At 43.6% G+C, this 23,178-nt stretch carries 19 protein-coding genes and 1 other annotated feature; of the genes, 5 read left to right on the top strand and 14 right to left on the bottom strand.

The features are described 5' to 3' along the window. Positions 1–411: 411 nt before the first annotated feature. Positions 412–624, top strand: a binding site (T-box leader). 92 nt (positions 625–716) lie between these two features. Next, a complete protein-coding gene (trpS, locus tag SporoP32a_RS14010) occupies positions 717–1,703 on the top strand; it encodes a tryptophan--tRNA ligase (protein ID WP_085428460.1) in 987 nt (328 codons plus the stop codon). Positions 1,704–2,174: 471 nt separating this feature from the next. Beyond that, positions 2,175–2,396: a hypothetical protein gene (locus SporoP32a_RS17115; protein ID WP_198166177.1), complete on the top strand. Its 222-nt coding sequence runs from the start codon at positions 2,175–2,177 to the stop codon at positions 2,394–2,396. A gap of 43 nt (positions 2,397–2,439) precedes the next feature. Here the strand turns inward: SporoP32a_RS17115 and fabF are convergent, their stop codons facing one another. Both fabF and SporoP32a_RS13995 read right to left on the bottom strand, forming a co-directional pair. Continuing rightward, a complete protein-coding gene (fabF, locus tag SporoP32a_RS14000; protein WP_085428458.1) occupies positions 2,440–3,675 on the bottom strand; it encodes a beta-ketoacyl-ACP synthase II in 1,236 nt (411 codons plus the stop codon). A 44-nt stretch (positions 3,676–3,719) separates the two neighbouring features. Further along, complete coding sequence (locus SporoP32a_RS13995; protein WP_085428457.1) at positions 3,720–4,652, bottom strand: beta-ketoacyl-ACP synthase III; 933 nt, start codon at positions 4,650–4,652, stop codon at positions 3,720–3,722. A 178-nt stretch (positions 4,653–4,830) separates the two neighbouring features. On the opposite strand from SporoP32a_RS13995, the gene SporoP32a_RS13990 reads away from it, so the two are divergent. Next, entirely contained in the window at positions 4,831–5,013 is a 183-nt protein-coding gene (locus tag SporoP32a_RS13990) for a YjzD family protein (RefSeq protein WP_085428456.1), read from the top strand. A 57-nt stretch (positions 5,014–5,070) separates the two neighbouring features. Here SporoP32a_RS13990 and SporoP32a_RS13985 read toward each other — a convergent pair whose 3' ends face one another. From SporoP32a_RS13985 to SporoP32a_RS13970, 4 genes are all read right to left on the bottom strand, one after another. Next, entirely contained in the window at positions 5,071–7,215 is a 2,145-nt protein-coding gene (locus SporoP32a_RS13985) for an ATP-dependent Clp protease ATP-binding subunit (protein ID WP_085429096.1), read from the bottom strand. A 165-nt stretch (positions 7,216–7,380) separates the two neighbouring features. Beyond that, the gene (gene rraA, locus SporoP32a_RS13980) at positions 7,381–7,860 is read right to left on the bottom strand and encodes a ribonuclease E activity regulator RraA (protein WP_085428455.1); all 480 of its coding nucleotides are present in this window, start codon (positions 7,858–7,860) and stop codon (positions 7,381–7,383) included. A gap of 484 nt (positions 7,861–8,344) precedes the next feature. Further along, positions 8,345–8,659 carry a metal-sulfur cluster assembly factor gene (locus SporoP32a_RS13975; RefSeq protein WP_085428454.1) on the bottom strand — a complete coding sequence of 105 codons (315 nt, stop codon included), beginning with the start codon at positions 8,657–8,659 and terminating at the stop codon, positions 8,345–8,347. A 47-nt stretch (positions 8,660–8,706) separates the two neighbouring features. Continuing rightward, positions 8,707–9,483 carry a prolyl oligopeptidase family serine peptidase gene (locus SporoP32a_RS13970; RefSeq protein ID WP_085428453.1) on the bottom strand — a complete coding sequence of 259 codons (777 nt, stop codon included), beginning with the start codon at positions 9,481–9,483 and terminating at the stop codon, positions 8,707–8,709. Between the two features lie 172 nt (positions 9,484–9,655). Here SporoP32a_RS13970 and SporoP32a_RS13965 point away from each other — a divergent pair, with 172 nt between their 5' ends. Then, entirely contained in the window at positions 9,656–10,480 is an 825-nt protein-coding gene (locus tag SporoP32a_RS13965; RefSeq protein ID WP_085428452.1) for a Cof-type HAD-IIB family hydrolase, read from the top strand. 12 nt (positions 10,481–10,492) lie between these two features. After that, on the top strand, positions 10,493–11,350 hold the full coding sequence (locus SporoP32a_RS13960) for a DegV family protein (protein ID WP_085428451.1): 858 nt from the start codon (positions 10,493–10,495) through the stop codon (positions 11,348–11,350). Between the two features lie 154 nt (positions 11,351–11,504). Here the strand turns inward: SporoP32a_RS13960 and SporoP32a_RS13955 are convergent, their stop codons facing one another. The 8 genes from SporoP32a_RS13955 to SporoP32a_RS16920 all read right to left on the bottom strand — a co-directional run bounded on the left by SporoP32a_RS13955 (position 11,505) and on the right by SporoP32a_RS16920 (position 23,140). Then, entirely contained in the window at positions 11,505–12,875 is a 1,371-nt protein-coding gene (locus tag SporoP32a_RS13955; RefSeq protein ID WP_085428450.1) for an alpha-amylase family glycosyl hydrolase, read from the bottom strand. A 179-nt stretch (positions 12,876–13,054) separates the two neighbouring features. Beyond that, positions 13,055–13,186 (bottom strand): resistance to Congo red protein, encoded by a 132-nt coding sequence (locus SporoP32a_RS17275; RefSeq protein ID WP_233192393.1) that lies wholly within the window; start codon positions 13,184–13,186, stop codon positions 13,055–13,057. Positions 13,187–13,215: 29 nt separating this feature from the next. Beyond that, positions 13,216–13,590, bottom strand: a complete 375-nt coding sequence (locus SporoP32a_RS13950) for a YisL family protein (RefSeq protein WP_085428449.1) — start codon at positions 13,588–13,590, stop codon at positions 13,216–13,218. A 92-nt stretch (positions 13,591–13,682) separates the two neighbouring features. Further along, entirely contained in the window at positions 13,683–14,579 is an 897-nt protein-coding gene (locus tag SporoP32a_RS13945) for a fumarylacetoacetate hydrolase family protein (RefSeq protein ID WP_085429095.1), read from the bottom strand. 55 nt (positions 14,580–14,634) lie between these two features. Continuing rightward, positions 14,635–15,822 (bottom strand): DUF418 domain-containing protein, encoded by a 1,188-nt coding sequence (locus SporoP32a_RS13940; RefSeq protein ID WP_085428448.1) that lies wholly within the window; start codon positions 15,820–15,822, stop codon positions 14,635–14,637. Then, on the bottom strand, positions 15,819–19,523 hold the full coding sequence (addA, locus tag SporoP32a_RS13935; RefSeq protein WP_085428447.1) for a helicase-exonuclease AddAB subunit AddA: 3,705 nt from the start codon (positions 19,521–19,523) through the stop codon (positions 15,819–15,821). Before addA ends, SporoP32a_RS13940 begins: the two co-directional genes overlap by 4 nt. Further along, positions 19,507–22,998: a helicase-exonuclease AddAB subunit AddB gene (gene addB, locus SporoP32a_RS13930; protein WP_085428446.1), complete on the bottom strand. Its 3,492-nt coding sequence runs from the start codon at positions 22,996–22,998 to the stop codon at positions 19,507–19,509. The genes addA and addB overlap by 17 nt, the downstream gene beginning before the upstream one ends. Beyond that, positions 22,943–23,140 (bottom strand): hypothetical protein, encoded by a 198-nt coding sequence (locus tag SporoP32a_RS16920; RefSeq protein ID WP_157129991.1) that lies wholly within the window; start codon positions 23,138–23,140, stop codon positions 22,943–22,945. Before SporoP32a_RS16920 ends, addB begins: the two co-directional genes overlap by 56 nt. Between the last annotated feature and the right edge of the window lie 38 nt (positions 23,141–23,178).

Raw genomic sequence — 23,178 nt, 5'->3', positions numbered from 1 at the left:
CTTACGCACATTAGATTTAGTGTATTTGCAATTCATGTAATTCACTTTAGAATTATTATAATTAATTTCTATACTGTTCATTATACACACATTCATTCTCAATTAATATAGTTTTTCAAAAAAACTTATTCATATTGCAGAATTTCTTATTTTTCAACAAACCAGTCAAGAATCATGATGTTTTCTGCGATAAATGAACATCTTCTACTTTTATACCCAGTGCTGAAATGTTTTAAACATTTCATTTGTAAATAATTGCATTCTCATTTAGAAATTATTTCTGCTAATTATTGGTTCTCTTATAGTACGTACAGGTGTACTAAAAGGTTTCATGTTATTCAAATCTTTTTCGTTTTCCTCAAATGAAAGTTGCATTTTTCAAAAAGTATCGATATAATTTTAAGCAATAAGTGAACGGCACTGAAGGAAAAAGTATTTTTGTAACGGTTTTTGTAGAGAGCTTGTATAGGGTGAGAGCAAGTAAAACCGCACAAAAAGAATGGGCTCCTGAGCTTGATGGATGAATACAGTACTCCATCACGTCTTCCCGCGTTATGGGAATTGAGCGGCTTTTATTAGCAATTCGGGTGGTACCACGGTTACCTTTCATCAATCGTCCCTATTTATAGGGGATGACTGATGTTTTTTTATGCCGTTTTTCACGCACGATACAGGCTAATCTGTTATAGCCTGCAATTAAAGGAGGAAATACAATCATGAAAACAATTTTTTCAGGTGTACAACCAACAGGTGTCATCACATTAGGAAACTATATTGGCGCATTCCGTCAATTCGTTGAGCTTCAAAATGACGAAGACTGCATTTTTTGTATCGTTGATCAACACGCAATTACAGTGCAGCAAGATCCGGATGATCTAAAACAAGCAATTCGTTCATTAGCCGCTACCTATATTGCAAGCGGAATTGATCCTCAGAAATCCACTTTATTCATCCAATCAGAAGTTCCAGCACATGCACAAGCCGGATGGATCATGCAATGTATTTCATATATCGGTGAACTTGAGCGCATGACACAGTTTAAAGACAAATCAGATGGAGCAGAAGGTGTATCTGCCGCACTTCTTACCTACCCTCCATTAATGGCTGCGGATATTTTATTGTATAACACGGATATCGTTCCCGTCGGAGAAGATCAGAAGCAACACTTGGAATTAACAAGAGATTTAGCAGAGCGCTTCAATAGCCGATACGGGAAAGTATTGACCATTCCGGCCGTTCGTATTCCTAAAAACGGAGCTCGCGTAAAATCTTTACAAGATCCATTAAAGAAAATGAGCAAATCCGATCCAAATAAAAAAGCAACGATCACGATTTTGGATACACCAAAAGAAATCGAAAAGAAAATCAAGAGCGCTGTAACAGACTCAGAAGGTATCGTGAAATTCGACGTAGAAAACAAACCAGGTGTCTCCAATTTATTAATCATCGAATCTTCATTAAGTGGAATGTCCATCGAAGAATTAGAAGCAAAATACGAAGGCCAGGGCTACGGAGCATTTAAAATGGGCGTCGCGGATGCTATCAACCAACATCTAGCAGGTATCCAACAACGTTACCATGAACTAATCGACTCCCCTGAACTCGACGAAATCCTCGACCAAGGAGCCGAAAAAGCAAACACCATCGCCTCCGCCACCCTTAAAAAGATGGAGGCCGCGATGGGCTTGGGACGTACACGGTAAGCAATAAAAACACAACCGCAATCACTAGCATCAAAAAATCAGTCGACTGCAAAATGAAAACTAAAATCTGTCGATAATCATAACCAAGCGCTGAATAATTCAAGTAAAACAACAAATTAGCCAGCGTCACCACAATCACACAATAACTACAAACAAATATAAAAAAACGCGTCACCGACATCTCGTCCTTTACACCTTTTCTCCATCCTATGTTCAGAACAAGTGTAATAAGACAAGTCTTAACCCCAATAACCAAAAACGACTGAAAACATCTCCAGAAACATTTCAAAGGAGTACGTCTTCAGTCTTTTTGGTTTGGGTTTGGGTTTGGGTTTGGGTTTGGGTTTGGGTTTGGGTTTGGGTTTCATTTTGACTTTGATTTTAATTTTGAGTTTAAGTTTTAATCCATCATTATTCTATTGATAGAACAATACACTAGTTTACCGTAAGTGGAAGGCGGCAATGCTCCCGATGGATCAGCCCGATCAGGTGAGACAACCAAAAGAGAGCGCAGCGAACTGGTTGGCTCACCGCGGGCCCATGGGAAAGCGTCCGCCTGGAACGTCGGTAAACGGTGCCCATCCACTCACCAACGAACTTGAACTTGAACTTGAACTTGAACTTGAACTTGAACTTGAACTTGAACTTGAACTTGAACTTGAACTTGAACTTGAACTTAAGCTTCTCCAATAAAAAAAAGCAGAAAGAGTCAAAATCGACCCTTCCCACCTCCAACTTATATCTTCTTAAACACCAACGAAGCATTATGCCCGCCAAAGCCAAGCGAATTACTCATAGCATACGTAATATCAGCCTTACGCGCCTCATTCACCACATAATCCAAATCACACTCAGGATCCGGGGTCTCATAATTCATAGTAGGAGGCAAAATCCCTTCCTGCAACGCCTTCACAGTAAAGATCGCCTCAATACCACCAGCAGCGCCAAGCAAATGACCTGTCATCGACTTAGTCGAGCTCATCGCCAACTTATACGCGTGATCGCCAAACACCGTCTTCGCAGCCATTGTCTCAAACAAATCATTATATGGCGTACTCGTTCCGTGTGCATTGATATAATCCACCTGGTTCGGCTCTACGCCTGCTTTAGCCAATGCCTGTTGCATAGCGCGTGCGCCACCTTCTCCACCTGGTGCCGGTGCTGTAATATGATGTGCGTCTCCAGTTGAACCGTAACCTACGATCTCTGCATAGATCTTCGCCCCACGTGCAACCGCATGCTCATACTCTTCTAAAATCAAGATACCTGCACCCTCACCCATAACGAAACCATCACGGTTTTTATCGAACGGACGGGAAGCTTTTGATGGATCATCATTTAAAGACAACGCTGTACTTGCGATGAAGCCTGCTACTGCAAGTGACGTAATCGGTGCTTCAGTTCCACCCGTAATCATCACGTCTGCATCTCCGCGAAGGATTACTTCGAAAGCATCACCGATCGAGTTTGTACCAGATGCACAAGCCGTAACGGAACAAGAGTTGATACCTTTAGCGCCTGTAAAAATAGACACTTGTCCTGCTGCCATATCCGGTATCATCATCGGAACGAAAAATGGACTGACGCGTCGGTAACCTTTTTCAAGGAATGTATTAAATTGTGTCTCATGTGATTCCATTCCGCCGATTCCTGAACCGATCCAAACTCCTGTACGAAGCGCTAAGTCGCCTTCAAGTTCCAAGTTTGCATCTTTCATTGCCATCATCGCTGAAGCGACTGCATAATGCGTGAATCGATCCATTTTCCGAGCGTCTTTACGTGAAACATATTGCTCGATATCGAATCCCTTAACCTCTGCCATAACACGAACTGGGAATTTCTCTTGATCGAGTCTGGTCATGATATCAATACCGGATTTTCCTTCTAGGACTGCTTTCCATGATTCTTCAGCAGAGTTACCTACTGGGGAGATTCCACCAATACCCGTTACCACTACACGTCGTTTTTCCAATTTCAAACTTCCTCTCTATCGTGAACTTTTATTTTACAGGTTAATTACTTACCCCATTTTATACATAAGCCGCCCCATGTCAAGCCGCCACCGAATCCTACGAGAACAATCACATCATCGTCTTTCACGCGTCCCTCTTCCAAATCGTCCGTCAATGAAATCGGAATAGACGCAGCAGACGTATTCCCATACTTGTGAACCGTCTTGGACATCTTCTCGACCGGTAAGCCTAAACGCTCACGTGAGGCTTCCATAATACGGATATTCGCCTGATGAGGAACCAAATAATCCACTTGGTCAGTCGTCAAACCTGCTTTTTTCGCAACGTTGACCGCTGTTTCTCCCATTTGACGTACCGCAAATTTGAATACTTCACGGCCATTCATTTGTAAAAACTTATCATGATGAAGATGTTTTCCACCTGAACCGTCTGCTCCCAATTCGAATGAAAGAATTCCTCTGCCTTCACTTACTTTCCCTACGACTGTCGCTCCTGCCCCATCACCGAATAAAACAGCTGTATTGCGGTCTTCCCAGTCGACGATTTTCGATAACTTTTCCACGCCTACTACGAGGACATAGTCATACGTGCCTGATTCAACAAACTGCTTGGCCGTTACTATACCATAGATGAATCCTGCACAAGCTGCAGATACATCCATCGCCGCTGCATTCTTTGCACCTAAGCGATGCTGGATCATCGTTGAAACAGAAGGGAATATGTTATCAGGTGTTACTGTTGCTACTAAAATAAGACCAATTTGATCAGCGCGAATACCCGCTGATTCCAATGCATCCTTTGCAGCCTCAAATGCCATGTCAGACGTATCAATAGTATCATCCGCAATTCTGCGTTCTTGTATTCCTGTACGTGTGCGAATCCATTCGTCGGAAGTATCTAAACGTTTTTCTAAATCTTCATTTGTCACAACTGTCTGTGGAACAAATTTCCCCATCCCTAAAAGTCCAGCTCTCATCTCATCTACCTCGTTCCTTATCATCTAATATTAGTACCTGGTAGTAATTATAGAAGAAAATGTGTACTTTTTCAAGACGAGGACACTTTTTCGTCAAATATAATGTATAAAATCATTTCAACGTTTTGACTGACTATGGTATGATGAACTTTGAAATAGACTATTCGAGGTGAAAATCATGCACTATATTATGACATTTGTTTGGTCGTTCCTATTAGTAGCTATGTTAAACTACGTTGCTGGCTCCATTGGAGGTACCGAATTCGACTTTATGGCGGGCGTTACCGTTTCAATCGTTTTGGCTGTACTTGTATTGATTATCACAGCAATCATTCCTAACGAATCTCCAGCTGACGTTTAATAGACGATCAAAAAGCGTAAGAACTGTTCATCAGTTCTTACGCTTTTTATATTGACCTTATACTACCGGCATGACTTCTACAACTAATGCTCCATCATTCATGGACAATTTGATTTGCTGTCCTTCGACCAATCCGCCACGTATTACTTCTTTTGCAACTTTTGTTTCTACATGTCGTTGGATGAATCGTTTCAATGGACGTGCACCGAAATCTGCATCTGCACCTTCACGCACAATCCAATCGAGTACATCTTCATCATAGACGAGTTCTAGATCTTGCTCTTCTAAACGAGCTACCAAATCAACGAGCATCTTGTTAGCAATCGCTTTAAATGATTCAGCGGTTAAAGAGTGGAAGATAATAATGTCATCCATCCGATTCAATAACTCAGGCTTAAAGTGACTACGAAGTGCAGCCATGATCAAATCTTCTTTGGCATGCTCCGACTCATCCAAATCATTATTAAGTAAATAAGCAGATCCTATATTCGAAGTCATAATGACAACCGTATTCGTAAAGTTGACCAAACGTCCTTGGCTATCTGTGATGCGACCGTCATCTAGGATCTGCAGCAAGATATTCGCTACATCCGGGTGAGCTTTCTCGATTTCATCCAATAACACGACGGCATATGGATTACGTCTGACTGCTTCCGTCAGCTGACCGCCTTCTTCGTACCCAATATATCCTGGAGGCGCACCGACTAAACGAGATACACTGTGCTTCTCCATGTATTCAGACATATCAATTCGGACAAAGTGGTCTTCCGAGTCAAACAATGTAGCTGCCAATGTTTTCGCTAGCTCCGTCTTACCTACCCCAGTCGGACCTAAGAACAAGAACGAACCAATAGGCTTATTTGGATCTTGAATGCCCGCACGTGCACGCCAGACAGCTTCCGTGACGAGTTGTACGGCATTGTCTTGTCCAATGACACGTTCTTTCAATGTTTCATGCAATCGCAATAACTTCTCGCGTTCACCTTCTACGAGTTTCGTTACCGGAATACCTGTCCAACGCGCAACAATTGAAGCAATTTCTTCTTCCGCCACTTCTTCACGTACTAAACGTAAATCTTTCGTACCTTCAAGTGGGCTTTCCAGTTCTTTCAATGTTTTCTCTAATGCAGGAATTTTACCGTACTGTAATTCTGCCGCTTTATTCAAATCAAAACTACCTTGCGCTTCCTCGAGTTCACGACGATAGCGATCTAGCTCTTCTCTTTTCGTTTGAATAGTTTTTAATTCAGCTTTTTCATTATCCCATTGCTCACGCATATCTTTTGAGGAATCCTTCAAATCTTGCAACTCTTCTCGTAAAGTTTTAAGACGAGACTGACTCATCGTATCTTTTTCTTTACGCAATGCCTGCTCTTCAATTTCAAGTTGCATAATTCTACGAGTTACCGCATCTAATTCTGACGGCATAGAGTCAATTTCTGTACGAATCATCGCACATGCTTCATCAATTAAATCTATAGCTTTATCCGGCATGAAACGTTCTGTTATATATCGATCGGATAATGTTGCCGCTGCAACGATGGCTCGGTCATGAATACGAACACCATGGTGTAATTCAAAACGTTCTTTCAAACCACGTAGAATCGAAATCGTGTCCTCAACAGAAGGTTCACGAACCATTACTTGCTGGAAACGTCTTTCAAGTGCCGCATCTTTCTCGATATACATGCGGTATTCATCTAATGTAGTCGCACCAATACAGTACAATTCACCACGCGCTAGCATCGGCTTCAACATATTGCCGGCATCCATCGCGCCTTCAGTTTTACCCGCTCCAACGATCGTGTGGATTTCATCAATGAACATAATGATTTCTCCATTACTGTCTTTCACTTGTTTCAAGACACTTTTCAGACGTTCTTCAAACTCCCCACGATACTTCGCGCCTGCTATCAATGCACTCATATCTAATTCGAAAATTTGGCGGTCTTTCAACCCTTCCGGCACATCGCCTTTCACAATACGCTGCGCTAATCCTTTAACAATCGCAGTTTTACCAACACCTGGTTCCCCAATTAGTACAGGATTGTTTTTAGTCTTTCTTGACAATATTCGGATGACATTTCGAATTTCTTCATCCCGGCCAATAACCGGATCCATTTTACCATTCTTTACTTCTTCAACTAGATTGCGTCCAAATTGCTCCAGTGGTGAGCGCTGATCTTCTTGTGTTCCATCCATACGCATATACATCCACCTCTCATTATTTTGACTTTGACTATCTTTGATTAATTTAATTATAGTCTATTTTTTAACGAAAGTAAAAAGTTTTAACTTGAATTACTCTATTATTTTTCGATCGATTTTTACATAAAAAAGCCGCCCGCATTACGCGAGCGACTGGCATTAAACTAATTGACGTGGCGCAACGACTACCCCATCTTCGTCTGCGTAGACATAGTGACCTGGTGTCCATTCAACATTCCCAAAATGAAGCACCTCGTCTTTCTGTCCTTCGCCGCGCTTGATACTCTTCACTGGCATGCTGCCGATCGCCATAACGCCGATCTCCTGTGTGCCGAGATCCGCGGTATCGCGTGCGCAGCCGTAGATAATGACGCCCGCAAGTTTACGGTCTTGGGCGATTTCGCCGAGCATGTCCCCCATGAGTGCGCAGCGTTTTGAACCTCCTCCGTCAACCACGAGTACATTGCCTTGCGGTATCGTTTGAAGTGCTTCTTTGACGAGCACGTTGTCTTCGTATACTTTCACTGTAGAGATCGGCCCCGAGAATCTCTTGTGCTTTCCGTAAGATTTGAACTCCACTGTGCATACTTGCAGTTCGTCGATAAAGTCATCGCATAGATCCGCTGTTTTAACTGACATTTCCCATTCCCCCTCGTACTTTCTGTTTGACGCTACCTTAATCCTATTCGACACAATCCAGCATTTCCTTTTTTTATTTTGAAGGTTGGTATTTTGGATATGAGGATTGGTTAGGTGGGTTATTTAGTGTTCGTCATTGGATGGAGGCTCCAGCTAGCAACTTCCGCTCATAGAATCCGTTTAAGCGCTCTTAGAACACTTTTTGCGCTCTATAGCACGCACTATCCGCTCTATTAGACGCCACGAGTGCTCATAGATTCATCTATGTGATCATAGAACCTTGATAACCGCTCATAGCCTCGAAATCTCAACATTAATCACAACCATAACTTCAATGCACAACTAAAAGTGTCACCCACTCGCATTGCAAGGGATTGGCCCGTGAAGTGGCGCCTCCGAAGCTCCAATCCCTACCCACCCCCCTGCCAGCCTTTCCCCCATCAAAAAACCACACCCTATAAAAAGGTGTGGTTGGTGTATTCTATTAACGTACGCCGAGTGCAATCTTGGCATAACGAGACATGTTATCGCGGGACCATGGTGGATTCCAAATAATATCTACCACTGTATCCTTCACTTCAGGAAGCTCCATTAGCTCCTGCTCAATATTCGCTACAATCTGTGGACCCATCGGGCAACCCATAGATGTCAACGTCATTGTTATTTTCGCGACTCCTTCGTCAAGCAACTCTGCATTGTAAACCAATCCAAGGTTGACGATATCAATACCCAATTCAGGGTCGATGACGTTTTCTAATGCACCAAATAAATACTGCTTGATTTCTTCTTCTGTGTTCATTAGGAATGCTCCTCTCTGCTGTGTAGTAATCTTATCTTACCAACATACTACCTTGCGTGCAAATGCTCTGCAAGCCAATTGACTGCGGCTAGCATTCCTGAACGCGAAACGGAGTGGCCTGCATGTTCGTCAGGCATCCATTTCAGTAGCTCTGGATGGTCTTCGTAATTCTCTTGAATTTCTTCGTGAAATTCTTTTGTGAGCTCAAATGGCACCATAGTATCTTGTTCTCCGTGCCACATGAAGAGTGGGCGCTGATGCAATCTGCGTGGATTTTGTGATAAGTCTATTTGATCTAGTGCCGCAAAAAGTTGTTCGCGTTCTTTTTGGCTCACCGGTAATTCTCTACCGTCACGTTCTGCATGCGAAATTTGACCTTTTGCCAGGCGTGTAATTGCTGGTGATCCCATCATGACGGATGCTGCGTCTATCCAATCGTAACTCGACAAGCAGCCGAATGTTGTAATGCCACCCATTGAAGTGCCACCCATGCCAATACGTGTTTCTTCATCAACTAATTCTTTTCTAAACAGCTCATCATGTATGACATCAGCTTCTTTAATGGAAGTCAATACGATATCCCAAAAGTTCAATGCTAGTTGAAATTCATTCAGAGATTCTGAACGTTCCCCATGCAATTTGGCTTCCGGTAAAATTACACGAACTCCTTGTTTAGCTAAGTTATATGCGTAATGTAAATTATGTTCCTTCGCGCTAGTGAATCCATGAAAAAATAGGACAACAGGAATGTGTTCGGTTTCTTTTGACTCCTCTACGATATGAAGCACTGGGATCTCTTGCCACTTTTCTGCTCGAATAATCATGACGATTCCTCTTTTCTTACGATCAGTTACTGTTATTTTAGGATAACAACATTTACCGAATAAGACAAAACCTTCGCCTTATCATCCATTCTTTTGACTTACTTACACGTTTAACGATAAACTATAAAGACATAACAATCTGATACTATAAGCATAAGTAGGAGAGGATTTCTTGAAACCACATTTAATAGTTTTAGACTTAGATGGAACATTACTAACAGATCAGAAAGATATATCATCCAAAACGGAAGAAACACTTCGTAGAGCCGTTTCGCAAGGGCATCATGTCATGATTGCGACAGGACGTCCCTACCGTGCGAGTGAAATTTATTACCGACAACTTGGATTGACGACACCCATCGTCAACTTTAACGGAGCCTTTGTTCATCACCCTACCGACCGTTCATGGAAAACAATCCACGAAACGATTGCATTACCTATCGTCAACGAAGTAGTGGAAGCAATGCAAGATTTTCCAATCGAAAATATTGTGGCGGAAGTGATGGATGACGTCTATACCCATTATCATGATGAGCGCTTTTTGGATATTTTAAACTTTGGAAGTCCGCTTATTACGACTGGTGACATCCGGAAATCATTGAAAACCGATCCAACGAGTCTACTGATTCAAGCCGACCAACTGACAGTCGATCCGATTCGTCAGCATCTTGAAGAGTTACATGCGGAAGTCATCGATCATAGACGCTGGGGGGCCCCGTTTAACATTGTGGAAATTGTACGCCATGGCCTCAATAAGGCAGTGGGAATTGATGCTGTTTCTAAATGGATGAATATACCGAAAGATCGCATCATCGCATTCGGCGACGAAGACAATGATCTGGAAATGATTGACTACGCAGGGACGGGCGTTGCGATGGGGAATGCCATTGATCAGCTGAAATCCATTGCAGATGAAATCACCGACACAAATAATGAAGACGGCATTTCACGTATATTAGAAGAACGACTATCATTACAGAAAAACATCTTTGTATAAGGGGGAAGAGAAATGAGAATTTTTGCGGATAGTGCTTGTGATTTACCACTAGACTTCTTTGAAGAAAATGAAGTAGAACTATTTCCGTTAAGCGTTCTTCTAGATGGAAAAGAATACGAAGATATCGTGGAGATAAATTCGAAGGAAGTTTTTGATGCTATTCGTCAAGGACAACAGCCAAAGACCTCCCAAGCTTCACCTGATAAAATGATGACGACTTGGAAAGACCTTGCAACGTCCGGTGAAGACGGCATCTACATCGCATTCTCCTCCCAACTGTCAGGCACATACCAAACTGCCGTCATGACGAGCGACCAAGTGAAAGAAGAAAACCCGTCCATGGACTTGGCAGTTATCGACACGCATTGCGCCTCACTCGGATACGGTCTACTCGTTAAAGAAGCCGTGCGACTGCGCAATGAAGGCGTCGGCATGCGAGAAATCGAACAAGAAATCCGCACAATGGCAACACATATGGAACACCTCTTCACTGTAGAAGATCTAGACTACTTGGCAAAAGGCGGACGCGTATCCAAGGCCAGCGCGTTTTTCGGCGGATTACTCAACATCAAACCGTTGTTGCATGTAGAAGACGGTAAACTCGTCCCAATTGAAAAACACCGCGGACGCAAAAAAGTCCTTCGGCGCATGATCGAAATGATGGAAGAACGCGGCAGCAACCTACAAGAACAAACCATCGCGATCAGCCATGGTGACGACCTAGCTACAGCTAAAGAATTCCAAGAAATGATACAAGAAGTCATTCAACCAAAAGCAATCGAAATTCATCAAATAGGGTCCGTCATCGGCTCACACGCCGGCCCCGGAACCATCGCCCTATTCTTCCTAAACAACACAAAAAATGAATAAAAAACAGCCCGCACGAAAAGCAGACTGTCTGAGACTCAAGTTGAATTCCAGTATCGGGAACTCATCTTGAGTTTTTTCTTTTAAATTAACTCTTAAAGTTTAATGCATTAGCCCATGTGAAAACGTTCGACTGGAACGTTAATCAACAGTAGTCTTACTTCTCTTGATTAACAGCATTCTCAACCCGACTCTGCTTCCCTTTACGAATAACAAGGAATAGGAATCCAATAAACAACACCACAACCAAAATAGAAGCAATCAAATAAGGCGTATTGAATCCTTTATCATCCTCTACAAGATAAATCTCCGCAGTCTCACGATCCAGCACCACATGATACTGATTATCTTTCGTCTCCTTGATCAAATCTTGACCAAGCACACCGCGAAGCTTCTTCTTCTCCCCAAGTTCACTCGGGTTCACTTCCAAACTCTGCACTTCAGATGTATTATTCAACGCAATAATCCACTTCTCATCCTCATTGGAACGTTCAAACACAACAAATCCATCTTCATTATGCAAGAACTTAAAATCACCAGTGCGAAGTGCATCTGAATCATTACGAAGCGTATTCAGATCACCAATCCACTCTTGTAACTCCATATCTGTCTTGAAGTTGAAGAACGGGTGGGATTCCGGTGCCTCTTTACCATTAACAGCAATTTCTGTCGCATACGGTACTAACGGAACACCAGGAAGCATGAATTGTGCCACTGTCGCCACTTTCCAACGTGTTGGTGGGAATTGACGTAGTTCCACCATTTTATATGTAAAACGGGTTCCAGTTAAATCATCAAACTGTAGTAACTTTCCAGCGTCATCATTACTGAATTGATCCAATGAAGAGGTATCCGGATCTACTTGCACGAATGATTCTTGGATAGCTGCACTTTGTTTTTCAGCAGGTACACTGTCAAATGCCGCATCACTTTGTTCATTGGTGATCACGTATAGTCCTTCATTCGCTTCTTTCACGGCTTCAATCATGTTGTTCAGGAACTCAGTGTCTGCGTTAGCAATTTTCGTCAGACGAAGCCCGTCCAACTCATAATCAGAAACAAATTGTACAGCTGATTTCAGTAGTTCATCCTGGACAGCGGGATCATTTACTTCACCTACTAGCGGGAAGTCCGCCATGATTTTTAAATCATTCGCATGCATCTCATCAATCAATGCAATAAACTCTTCCGTAGTACCGAAGTGCGGCTCAATCTCGTTATAGTCAAGGACTTCATTGCCATCATAAGAAGCCGTTTTGAAAACCGGTCCGACCGAAATCATCGTAAAATGCATATCGATCAAATGTTCCAATCGATTGCTAATTCCAGCAAAGTCTCCCCCGTTAAATTTACTCGGGTCTTGTGCGTTGACTTCCGTGTCATTCGTTCCTAGTCCGTTATTGAAGCGGTCGACAAGTAAATCATAGATACTTTCGTCGTTGAACGTTCTGTCGGTATCTGCAAAAGCGGGTTGTGCTATCGATAGGGCAAGTAAACCTGTTGCCAGTAGTCCGAATATTCGTTTCACTTTAGTAAATCCTCCTCATACACACTCTTCTTTTAGTTTATCAAACAGCTGATGACCACGCCATTCTTTCTTATGAAAACCATTGACACGTTCTATAAATACGGCAATCTTGTGAAAGAATGTCGAATAACCAAATAAAAAAAGCAGGAGAGGAAAAATCCCCCACTGCTCGCGCATGGTTATGAGTTATCGTCTTCAGTAAAGAAGTCCGGATCCCGCTGCCTTCGCGCACTGACGATAACGGAGACGGCAAACAACGCCATCAGTAACAGGATCACTATCAAAAATATCCAGCCTGTTTGTGTTGCCATTCTTCCATCTCCTTATCGATCAGTAGTCATTATGCGAAAAAGTTGAAGCCCATTGGTAATTTGAAACCTACGAACATCGTTGCAAGTAGCGCGACGACGAAGAGAATCCACATAAGACCCGTGTTCTTCCCTTTACTTCCGCGAACGAGAACCATTTCCATAAATCCGATTGTCAAAATACCCAGTACAAATTTGATGCCATATAGCATGGAATCAATACTCATATGCTTAAAGAATAACGCAGCTCCTGTGATGATGATCAATACATAGAACAGACGCAAAATCATATGTGTAATCTTTTTTCCTTTTGTTCCATTTGCCATACTTGCTGCTACTAAAAATAGTACAACACCTACTACCCATGTAAAAATATGCATATGGGTTGTATCAGTTAAAAATCCCATTACTTCCACCTCGTTATTAGTATAGTCGATTGATATTCTACCATATCTTTCAAGCTACGACTATTCTATTGTTTACCTCATAGACTTGCGTATTATTCGAAACGGTTAACTAGTGTACCGATCCCTTCGATCGATACTTTAACTGTATCGCCTTTTTTCAAGTACGTTGGAGGTGTCATACCTTTACCAACACCAGCTGGCGTGCCTGTCAAGATTACATCGCCTGGCTCCAACGTGACGTACTTGGAGATTTCAGCAATCAAGTCGTCAATTTTAAAGATCATATTAGATGTATTACCGTTTTGGCGCACACCATCATTCACTTTCGTTACAATGGATAGATTTTGTGGGTTTGGAATTTCGTCTTTCGTCACCACATAAGGACCCATCGGACAAGAACCATCTAAACTTTTTCCTAAGAAGAACTGCTTGTGTTCCGATTGGATATTGCGTGCTGTAATATCATTACCGATTGTATAGCCGAACACGTAATCATATGCCAGTTGTTTTGGAATGTTTTTGCCCGTCTTACTGATCACAACCGCCAGTTCACCTTCGTAATCTAATGAATCAGTCACTTCACTGTGGATCGGTAACGTTTGCTCGTCTCCCGCAATTGAAGTAGGGGATTTTGTGAATATCATCAATTTCTCAGGTGCTTTCGATCCAAGTTCCTCTGCATGATCAAGATAGTTCTTCCCTACGCATAACACATTTTTCGGTGTGCGTGGAATTGGAGATAACCATTCGATGTCAGTGAACGCATGCTTGAACTGCTCTACGTTTCCTTCAGCTTCAGTTTTCTCTACCAATTTACGAACTTCCTCCACGAAATCCATGCCGTGGGAAACGCCTTCGATCATCGTTTTAGGGAAATCAGTTTGTTCCAATGCCTCAGCCATTGCGATTAGATCCCACACAGCTTCCTCACGTTTAACTTTTGGTCCGAATAAAGTCTGTCCTTCGTAACGGAATGACAATAATTTCATTTGAATACCCAACCCTTTCCATGTGAATTCACATACTCCTATGTTACGACAAAATCTACTTTTTTTCCTCTTTAACGGCGAAATTCTTTCCATACGACAACTTCCGCCAAATGGCTTCGAGTGGTCCCATCCGGAATTTCGCTAACCAAACCTGCGCAATAATGAGCTGGACTACGAAAATTCCGATTGCCAACCACGTGCCGGTCACTATATCTACTTTACCATACAGACCTGCTCCATATGAATAAAATATCAACGTTGCGATAACCGACTGCATAATATACGTCGTGAATGCCATCCTGCCAACTTTTGCAAAAGGTTGCGTAATACTCTTTAAAAATGGGATTTGGAACAGTAATAAGAACATCGCTCCGTATCCAAGTGTCAGAATGGGTCCACCGAATATCGATTGAACGAGTAAAATATTTTCAAACTTTGGCCCATCCCAACTCGGAATGTTTTTCAAAACAACGCCAATCGGAATAAATACTAGCATGGCTACCAGCAACTTCCCTTTCAGCGCATACATACGCTCGACGACTTTGAATTTCGATAATGCTGCTCCGAACATGATCAACGGCAAAATGATAAAGACCGCTGTAATCGAGCCAATGATTTGAAAAGTGAAGAATTCATTCAAACGAAAAGCGAAAATATCGCCGAACGTGCCGTTTGCATAGGCGGCAATCGCTCGTTCAATTTGCTGAACATCTTCAAATCCATCCAACATATTCGATGAAGTCGCACTACGAGTAAGCGCCAAAATACTGTACAACAATAATGTCGGCACAAAATAAATAACTAACGACAGCGCCAGTAACCACTTCTTTGGAATCCGGATCACCGCAATCATGATGAATCCCATGAGCGCATACGTAAACAAAATATCGCCAGACCAAATGAGTACCGCATGCAACACACCGATAACTAGTAGAACTCCCATACGTCGTGCCATGAACGGCGCAAACAACGTGTCATTTTTCAATGACTTTTCATACTGCATATTCAAGCCATAGCCAAACAGCATGGCGAATAGTGGGTAGAAACTGGCTTCAATAAATACATCAATAAAATGGAACATCGATTGCTCATGCGGAATGGTGTACCAGGAATACGGATCCATATACGCATATGGCGAATGAAAATGAATCATATTCGCTATCAAAATTCCAAGTAACGCAATACCCCTTAAGAAATCGAGTGCTTCCACTCGCTCCGTAAGGGATGTAGGTGTCAACTTCAAACAAATTCCTCCTGTAAGCTAATGATTTTTGCTCCGCTAAATAAGTAGAGCACCATTTCTTTAATTTCAATCGAGAGAATGGATTCCAATACTTTTTTATACAAACTCAACTGAGTGCCATAACGGACTTGCATTTCTTTCGCAATCGCTTGATCCGAATGAAACTTACTGACATCATCCGTTTTATAATCAACGAGCACCCACTCGCCGTCTTCATGGAACAGACAATCCGCGATACCTTGCAGTAACTGATACTCGCCTTCTATAGCGGGCAACGCATAGGTAAATGGCATTTCACGCAACACTTGATCGGCTTGAGCCATTCGTTGGCCAAGTGTCGTATGGAAAAATGCGATAATCGCCTGAACGTCAATCGCAGCCGCCTCTTCTTTTGTCAGCAACTCACGCTTCGCAAGCTGTTCGACGAATTCCTTGGCACTGGCTTGATCCAGTTCTGCTTTCAACTGAAGATGCTGCATGACAGTATGCATCGCCGTACCAATTTCTGCTTTTGTTAAGGAACGTTTCTGCAAAAATGATGGACGTGCATGAAGATTGGAAATTCGTTTCGTGACGTCTGGCTCCAACTCTTCAAACGGATCCGCATCTCCCCGCTCTAGTTCAAGCAATGCAATCCGCTTTAACTCACTGACCGATTGCTTGGAAGACAAACCGACCGCAAATTCATACGGATACTGTGCATCAAAACGATTGCGCACTTCTGTAACTAACTTCGGATCCGCCACTGCCGCCTCTTGGTCAATAGGAATCCAATCTTCAATCTCCATCTCATCGGTACTATGGAAAGCAGAAAATGGATACGCATTGACTTCCCACGAAGACGCGTCGTCCATTAATTCACCGCCAGCTGTCTTACCGAATTTTCCAAAGTCTATATGACGCGCGACAGCCGGTCCAATCCAATCTAGATAACCCGTCGCCCGTGAACGTTTGTATTCCGGTAGAGGCGCATCTTCATCCAGTAGCTGTGCTTCTTGCCACTTGTTCATCGTCTTTTCAATGTCTTTAACCGAGGCAATCAGCTCCAAATGCTCCTTAGCACGCGTCATAGCCACGTAGAGCACCCGCATTTCCTCTGCCCGCATCTCTAGCTCCTTCTTCTCTTTGATCGCTAGAAACGGTAGTGACGTGAACATAATACGTTTCTCGGGATCAATCGCTTTAACAGCGAGCCCGAAATGCTGATCGAATAAATACGATTGATTAAAGTCCATTTTATTGAACGGACGCCCCATCCCCGCTAAAAATACATACGGGAACTCCAAGCCTTTTGATGAATGGATCGTCATGATACGCACGACGTTTTCCTTTTCGCTCATGAACCGCGCTTCCCCAAGATCATCGCCACGTTTACGCATGCGATCGATAAATCGAAGGAAACGGAACAGTCCACGGAATGATGTTTTTTCATAAGCCATCGCCCGATCATGGAGAGCACGTAGATTGGCTTGGCGCTGTTTTCCGTTCGGTAAAATTCCGACCATTTCGTAATAATGCGTATCTTGGTAGACTTGCCAAATCAATTCTGACAACGAACCATGACGCGCCCTATTCCGCCAGTCTTCCAGCAACAAGAAAAAGCGTTGAAGTTTTTCCTGTGTCGCTGGATTGACTCCGGCACCACCTGTTTGCATAAAGGTTTGTAGCGCTTCATAAAACGTCACATTGCGATTAACAAGACGAATTTGTGCCAGCTCATTTTCCGTCATGCCGACAAAAGGAGCACGCAACACTGAGACGAGTGGAATATCCTGATATGGATTGTCCACGACACGCAATGTATTGAGCATGATCATGACTTCAATCGCATCAAAATAGCCTGAAGACAATGATACATAGACAGGTATCCCAGCGGCTTTTAATTCATCCGCAATTTCGCTCGACCAAGTCATCGAGCGCATAAGGATGACGATATCACTGTATTCGAGTGGACGTTGCTTACCGTTGAATGCATCTGCCACTTGTGCTTTCTCGTCTTTCCATGTCTTGATTTTCTGCGCAATGAAACGCGCTTCTGCCTGAGATTTCTTCAACTCTTGCTGGGCTTCTTGCTCCTCAGACAATTCATCTTCTTCATTCTCATACAAAATCGTCAGTCCAGCTGACACGTCTTTTTCAGGATACTGTGCACCGTACTTCAACGCAGCCGCTTCGTCATACTCAATTTCCCCGACACGCGTCCCCATAATCTGCTTGAAAATAAAGTTCGTTGCGTCCAGTACTTCTTTACGGCTCCGGAAGTTGGCATTCAAATCGATTTTCAAGCCTTGATCGTCTACGTCTGTTGTAAAACGATCATACTTCCCTAAAAATAATCCCGGTTCAGCTAAACGGAAACGATAGATCGACTGTTTAACGTCCCCTACCATGAATAAATTGCCGTCCGTTTCTCCACCTTGCTTGACTAATTGTAAAATAGCCTCTTGCAAGAAGTTCGTATCTTGATATTCATCCACTAATACTTCCGCAAATCGATTGCGGTAATCGTTCGCAATATCGGAAGGAACGAGTACCCCATCTACTTCTTCAGATAAAATCTGTAACGCATAGTGCTCAAGATCCGAGAAATCCACTAAGCCGCGCTCTTCTTTCAACGCTTGATAACGTGCCGTGAAATCCTCTACCAATCCGACAAGCGTGTGCATGAGCGGCGCCATCAAACGAATTTCCTCCAATAATCTGGCAGGTGTCCGAGTAAAGTACGTGTCTTTTAACGCGGTAACGATTTTCTTCACTTGATCGCGCATCGACTTACCTCGTGCGGCTAAGTCTTCGTCACACGAATCTTTACGAATCGTGCCCGCCTTCACCCACTTCAACGTCTGGAAGTAGGCAAACGCGTCTTCCCACTTGCCGTGAAGCATATATTCGAGCGCGCCGTCAATCCATGCTTCGTCGGCTTTTGCGGTTTCTAGTAACGGCAACGGTCCATCATTCATTTCCGCTACTCGCTGTAAATCGCGCGTCACCGTTTTTGCTTCTTCAAGCGTATGTTGGATCGATACTTTCAGCGAATCAATGAACGACAAGTCGTCAATCGTCGCCTCGTCACCAATTTCATACTGCTTTGGGATCAACTCCAACCAGTGTGATGGATTCGGATGGACACGTGAATAGTCATACAGTTTATCAATCAATGTCTCGATTGCCTGATCATTACGGTCGGCTGTAAAGCTATCACTTAGGCGATACATCGCTTCCGGATCGGGCTGACTATACGCCTCCTCCAAAACCGTTGCTACTGTGTCATCGCGTAAAATGGCTGCTTCCGTTGTATCCGCAATACGGAATCCTGGATCTATATCCAGTACATACGAATACTGGCGAACGACTTGCAGACAGAATGAATGCAAGGAAGAGATTTGTGCTTTATTGAGCAGATTCAACTGTCTGCGCAAATGGACAGAAGAAGGATTTTCAGCAATCGCCTCTTCAAGCGCACTAGCCATTCGATGACGCATTTCAGCGGCAGCCGCATTCGTAAACGTCACAACTAATAACTGGTCGACATCTAACGGGTGTTCTGTATTTAATACTTTTTCAATCATCCGTGTAATGAGAACTTTCGTCTTTCCTGAACCTGCCGCAGCCGATACGAGGATGTCTTTACCGGACGCGTGAATTGCTTTCCACTGCTCGTCGGTAAACGTCTCGTGTGGCGGCTTATCTGGAATTCGCATCTGGATCTATCTCCTTCCGCATCTTTTCTAATGACTCTTCTGACTTGTAGGCTGTGTAATTCCGTGTAGGCTGTGTCGGATCCGTACTATCAAACTGACAAATCGATTGATACGAACAGAATGTACACGGCATATGTTCCTTCAAGCGGTACGGATAGACGCGTGTATCGCCGGACAACATACCGTCCCCTGCTTGCTGATGTTTCTTGCGGACATACGAACGCAAAATATTGATATCTTCAGGCGGCACGACTTTTGAAGTCGAATAAAACGAGCCGTCTTTCTTCAAACGCGCCGGAATAATGAGTGACTCACTTTCCAGTTGGTCATCCATTGCGAGCGCCACATCTGCGTCTTCCACTATATAGCCTTGCATTTTATATGATTTCATTAATTCTTTTTCGATAGCGTCTTCATTCAACTCTTTCGTCAATCGCAACATCGGATTGTGAACGTACATATACAGCACACCCGCAGGATTTGCATAGACGCCTAACCAGTCTTCTGCGTGCTCAAGCGCCACATCGAGATACGTTAACATTTGCAGCGATAAGCCGTAATACACTTCCGTTAAATCAAGCGCACGGGCTGATGATTTATAATCCACCACGCGCAAGAAAGTTTGATCGTCTTTCTTCATCGTGTCGATCCGGTCGATGCGTCCGCGAATATGCATCTGTTGACCATTTTTTAGGTTGATTTCAAGCGGTGCAATTTCTTCATTCGGACCAAATCCTGCTTCAATCGCAATCGGCGTGAAGCTTGAATTGCGAGCCTGTGACTGCAATGCGCGAATCGTCCGTTGAATGATTTGCATTAATTTCCGCTGAATATATGCATAGCGCTGACTTGATAATAAAATTCTATGGAAAAACTTCGGCGCCAGTGCATCAATCGCTTCTCGGCCTAACTGCCAGCACTGCTCTTTCGTCAATGCCGCCCAAGATAAGCCTTGGCGCATCACTTCATCCGAAACCCATTTCAATGCCGCATGGAATAAATCCCCGATATCCGGTGCTTCTAGCTGGAATTCAAAACGCTCTTGTAAATTCAAGCCATACGTCGTGAAATGTTGGAACGGACAGCTATAATACGATTCAATTCTCGAGACACTCGTCGTAAAGGATGACCCGTATAAACCAGTCGTCAATTCCGAATCAAGAAGCTCCGTTTTCTGTCGCTTCAACGCGGGTTGAATGATCGACTCTATAACTGAAGACCAAAGGGGATCTTCTTTATAATAGGAGAGAACCGCTTGCCATTCAGGCGCAATTTCTTCTTGAGTCGATGCTTGGCGCATCATTCGAATTGCGTAAGACAGCGCAACGTCCGGATGTTCGATATAGACCAGCTTGTCTTTTACTTCGGACAACTCTGTCGGCTCAATAACGGCAATCTCTGTAGGAATATTCGATACGATTTGCTGCAATCTTGGAATATAAAGCGACGGAATCAACGCTTTTCCTTCTTCATCAGCAATTGGATAACTGACAGTCAAACGTGCACTGGCTCCAGTAAACGCACGATACGCCATATACGACTCGCGCATAAGCTGAAGTTTCGTCGTGGGTGCCAACGTAATTCCAATTTCACTAAACAACTCGCGGTCACTATCCGAAAGCAATCCTTCATGATCATTTCGCAGTGGCAATATTCCTTCATTCGCGCCGAGTACGAACACCGCTTCCACATCCATCGAATTAAATAACTCCACAGTCGTCACAGTGACTTGATCGAGCGAAGGCGGAATTAATTTGAATTCCAGCGTATCGAATCCTTCGTCCAATATTTTCATCGCTTCTGCAATCGGCAATTCTTTCTCTCCGAACATCAACACGAACTGATCGAGCACATTAATCCAACTCGTCCACGCTTGTTCATGTTCAGCGGCTGCTTGTAGGTGATTATTTTTCTGTTCAGTTTGCTGTAACTCTATTATTTTATCGTAGACATTCAGTGACTCCAGCGTATAAAACAAAGCTTCCGCTACGTCTCTTCCTGTCACAGCTGCTTTTAATTTCTGCTGTAACTGTTCAATCGGCTCCCGAATCAGATCGCGCGTCTCGGCAAACTCCGCCTGCGTTGCCAGTTCTTCATCCGTCTGAATGGTTTTAATCTTCTCGAGCCCTCTATAGCGACTCACTTTCCAGCGTTCTTCGTCTTGCCAGCGGGATTTACCATGAATTCCTTTTGCGAGCACGAAATTCTCCAGACGATCTGCACGCTCTCGCCATACTTGCTTACTTTCATTGACAGGGAAAAACAGGTCCGTCTTCACAGCCCGAAACACTGCTTCATACGACCAATCCGTGCGCACGGCTTCAAGCAATGATCGCGCAAATTCAATCAATGGATGATGAAGCATCGGCTTTTTCTGGCTAATGAAAACCGGTATATCATATTGCGTGAAGATGTTTTGAATTAATTCGTTATAGACATCTGGTTGACGATTTAAAACCGTCATGCCCCGATATCGTTTACCTTCTCGCATCATTTTACGTATCGAGCGCGCTACCGCATGAATCTCTGCACGTCGATTGGACGCTTCAATGATCTGAATTGCCCCTTCGGATTCAAATGCTTTAGGAGGGTAGTGATCAAACTGCTCTTCTAGATGAGCCAATTCACGATTTGAAAAGCGCTGCGACTCCGTTAAATGCACGCGTTCTTCACGATCTACCGACTCACTGTATGCAAGTTGTTGAAGTGTTTCATATTGTTGCTGAGCCGTATGGAATAACTCATGCTCACTAGTATGCACTTTTTCTTCCATTGGCAATACGACTGTCACACGTTTCGTATACTTCATTAATTGCGTAATTATATTGTATTCCTGTGTCGTGAAATCACCGAAGCCGTCTATGTAGATCGACGCATCCTGCAACCATTCTGAATGCGCCAACTGATCAGCTAGTGCGTTCAATTGCCCTTCACTGTCCATATACGTCGTTCCTAGACGTTCTTCAATCTTCTCAAGCAACAGCTGTAAATCATGCGCCTTATCCTGCAAAATACGAGGCGCTTGCTTTTCTGCTAGCGAAGTTTTTAATTCCGTAAACGCTTGCTGATCGATACAATATTTGCTGAATTCTTTCATGATGTCGCTGATTTGTTCAGCGAACCCGTGCTTGGAAGCGGCTTGTTTAAATAGCTTAAACGATTCTTTATTCTCTTCTAGCACGCTACGCACAAGCATGCGGTAACCGAAGCTGTCCACTTCTTCACGTGTGATGCCGCCTACTTCTTGCAGCACCCGCCACGCGAGACGTTTGAATGTGAGGACTTGTGCACGGATCATGCCAGTTAATCCTGACTTGACGGATAGGCTGTATTCCATCGAGTAGGATAGTTGGTCGGGCACGATGACGATGATGGGGGCTCCCATTGGGCGTTCTTTCAGTTCTTGTGCGATTTCTTTTTCAATGAAGGTGGTTTTTCCTGTTCCGGAACGTCCGGTAACGAAGCGCAATGACATAGCGGTCTCCCCTTTCTTTTGACGCTGGTGTATATGAATAGTAAGTGGGGCGGTCATTGGCCCCACTTCGGCGGTGGTGGATGGCTAACGCAATGAGCGAGTCAGGAAGTGCGCCTGGCTGTCTCATTACTACGCCTACCACTGGCAGCCGCCTTCGTTGGATTGGGTGTAGGGCGGTTC

The sequence above is a fragment of the Sporosarcina ureae genome (genome assembly GCF_002109325.1).
In the GTDB taxonomy this organism is placed as follows: domain Bacteria; phylum Bacillota; class Bacilli; order Bacillales_A; family Planococcaceae; genus Sporosarcina; species Sporosarcina ureae_C.
The sequence above is the reverse complement of the archived record's forward strand: the minus strand, read 5'-3'. Positions and strand labels throughout refer to the sequence as shown.

Excerpts from the sequence above, each read along its gene's own strand:
- SporoP32a_RS17275 (WP_233192393.1), bottom strand. The coding sequence starts at position 13,186 with ATGGCAACACAAACAGGCTGGATATTTTTGATAGTGATCCTGTTACTG.
- SporoP32a_RS13945 (WP_085429095.1), bottom strand. The coding sequence starts at position 14,579 with ATGAAATTATTGTCATTCCGTTACGAAGGACAGACTTTATTCGGACCA.
- SporoP32a_RS13985 (WP_085429096.1), bottom strand. The coding sequence starts at position 7,215 with ATGGATGGAACACAAGAAGATCAGCGCTCACCACTGGAGCAATTTGGA.
- SporoP32a_RS13970 (WP_085428453.1), bottom strand. The coding sequence starts at position 9,483 with ATGATTATTCGAGCAGAAAAGTGGCAAGAGATCCCAGTGCTTCATATC.
- addA (WP_085428447.1), bottom strand. The coding sequence starts at position 19,523 with ATGCGAATTCCAGATAAGCCGCCACACGAGACGTTTACCGACGAGCAG.
- addB (WP_085428446.1), bottom strand. The coding sequence starts at position 22,998 with ATGTCATTGCGCTTCGTTACCGGACGTTCCGGAACAGGAAAAACCACC.
- SporoP32a_RS13995 (WP_085428457.1), bottom strand. The coding sequence starts at position 4,652 with ATGAGAGCTGGACTTTTAGGGATGGGGAAATTTGTTCCACAGACAGTT.
- SporoP32a_RS13960 (WP_085428451.1), top strand. The coding sequence starts at position 10,493 with ATGAGAATTTTTGCGGATAGTGCTTGTGATTTACCACTAGACTTCTTT.
- trpS (WP_085428460.1), top strand. The coding sequence starts at position 717 with ATGAAAACAATTTTTTCAGGTGTACAACCAACAGGTGTCATCACATTA.
- SporoP32a_RS13950 (WP_085428449.1), bottom strand. The coding sequence starts at position 13,590 with ATGGGATTTTTAACTGATACAACCCATATGCATATTTTTACATGGGTA.
- SporoP32a_RS17115 (WP_198166177.1), top strand. The coding sequence starts at position 2,175 with ATGGATCAGCCCGATCAGGTGAGACAACCAAAAGAGAGCGCAGCGAAC.
- rraA (WP_085428455.1), bottom strand. The coding sequence starts at position 7,860 with ATGTCAGTTAAAACAGCGGATCTATGCGATGACTTTATCGACGAACTG.
- SporoP32a_RS13990 (WP_085428456.1), top strand. The coding sequence starts at position 4,831 with ATGCACTATATTATGACATTTGTTTGGTCGTTCCTATTAGTAGCTATG.
- SporoP32a_RS13975 (WP_085428454.1), bottom strand. The coding sequence starts at position 8,659 with ATGAACACAGAAGAAGAAATCAAGCAGTATTTATTTGGTGCATTAGAA.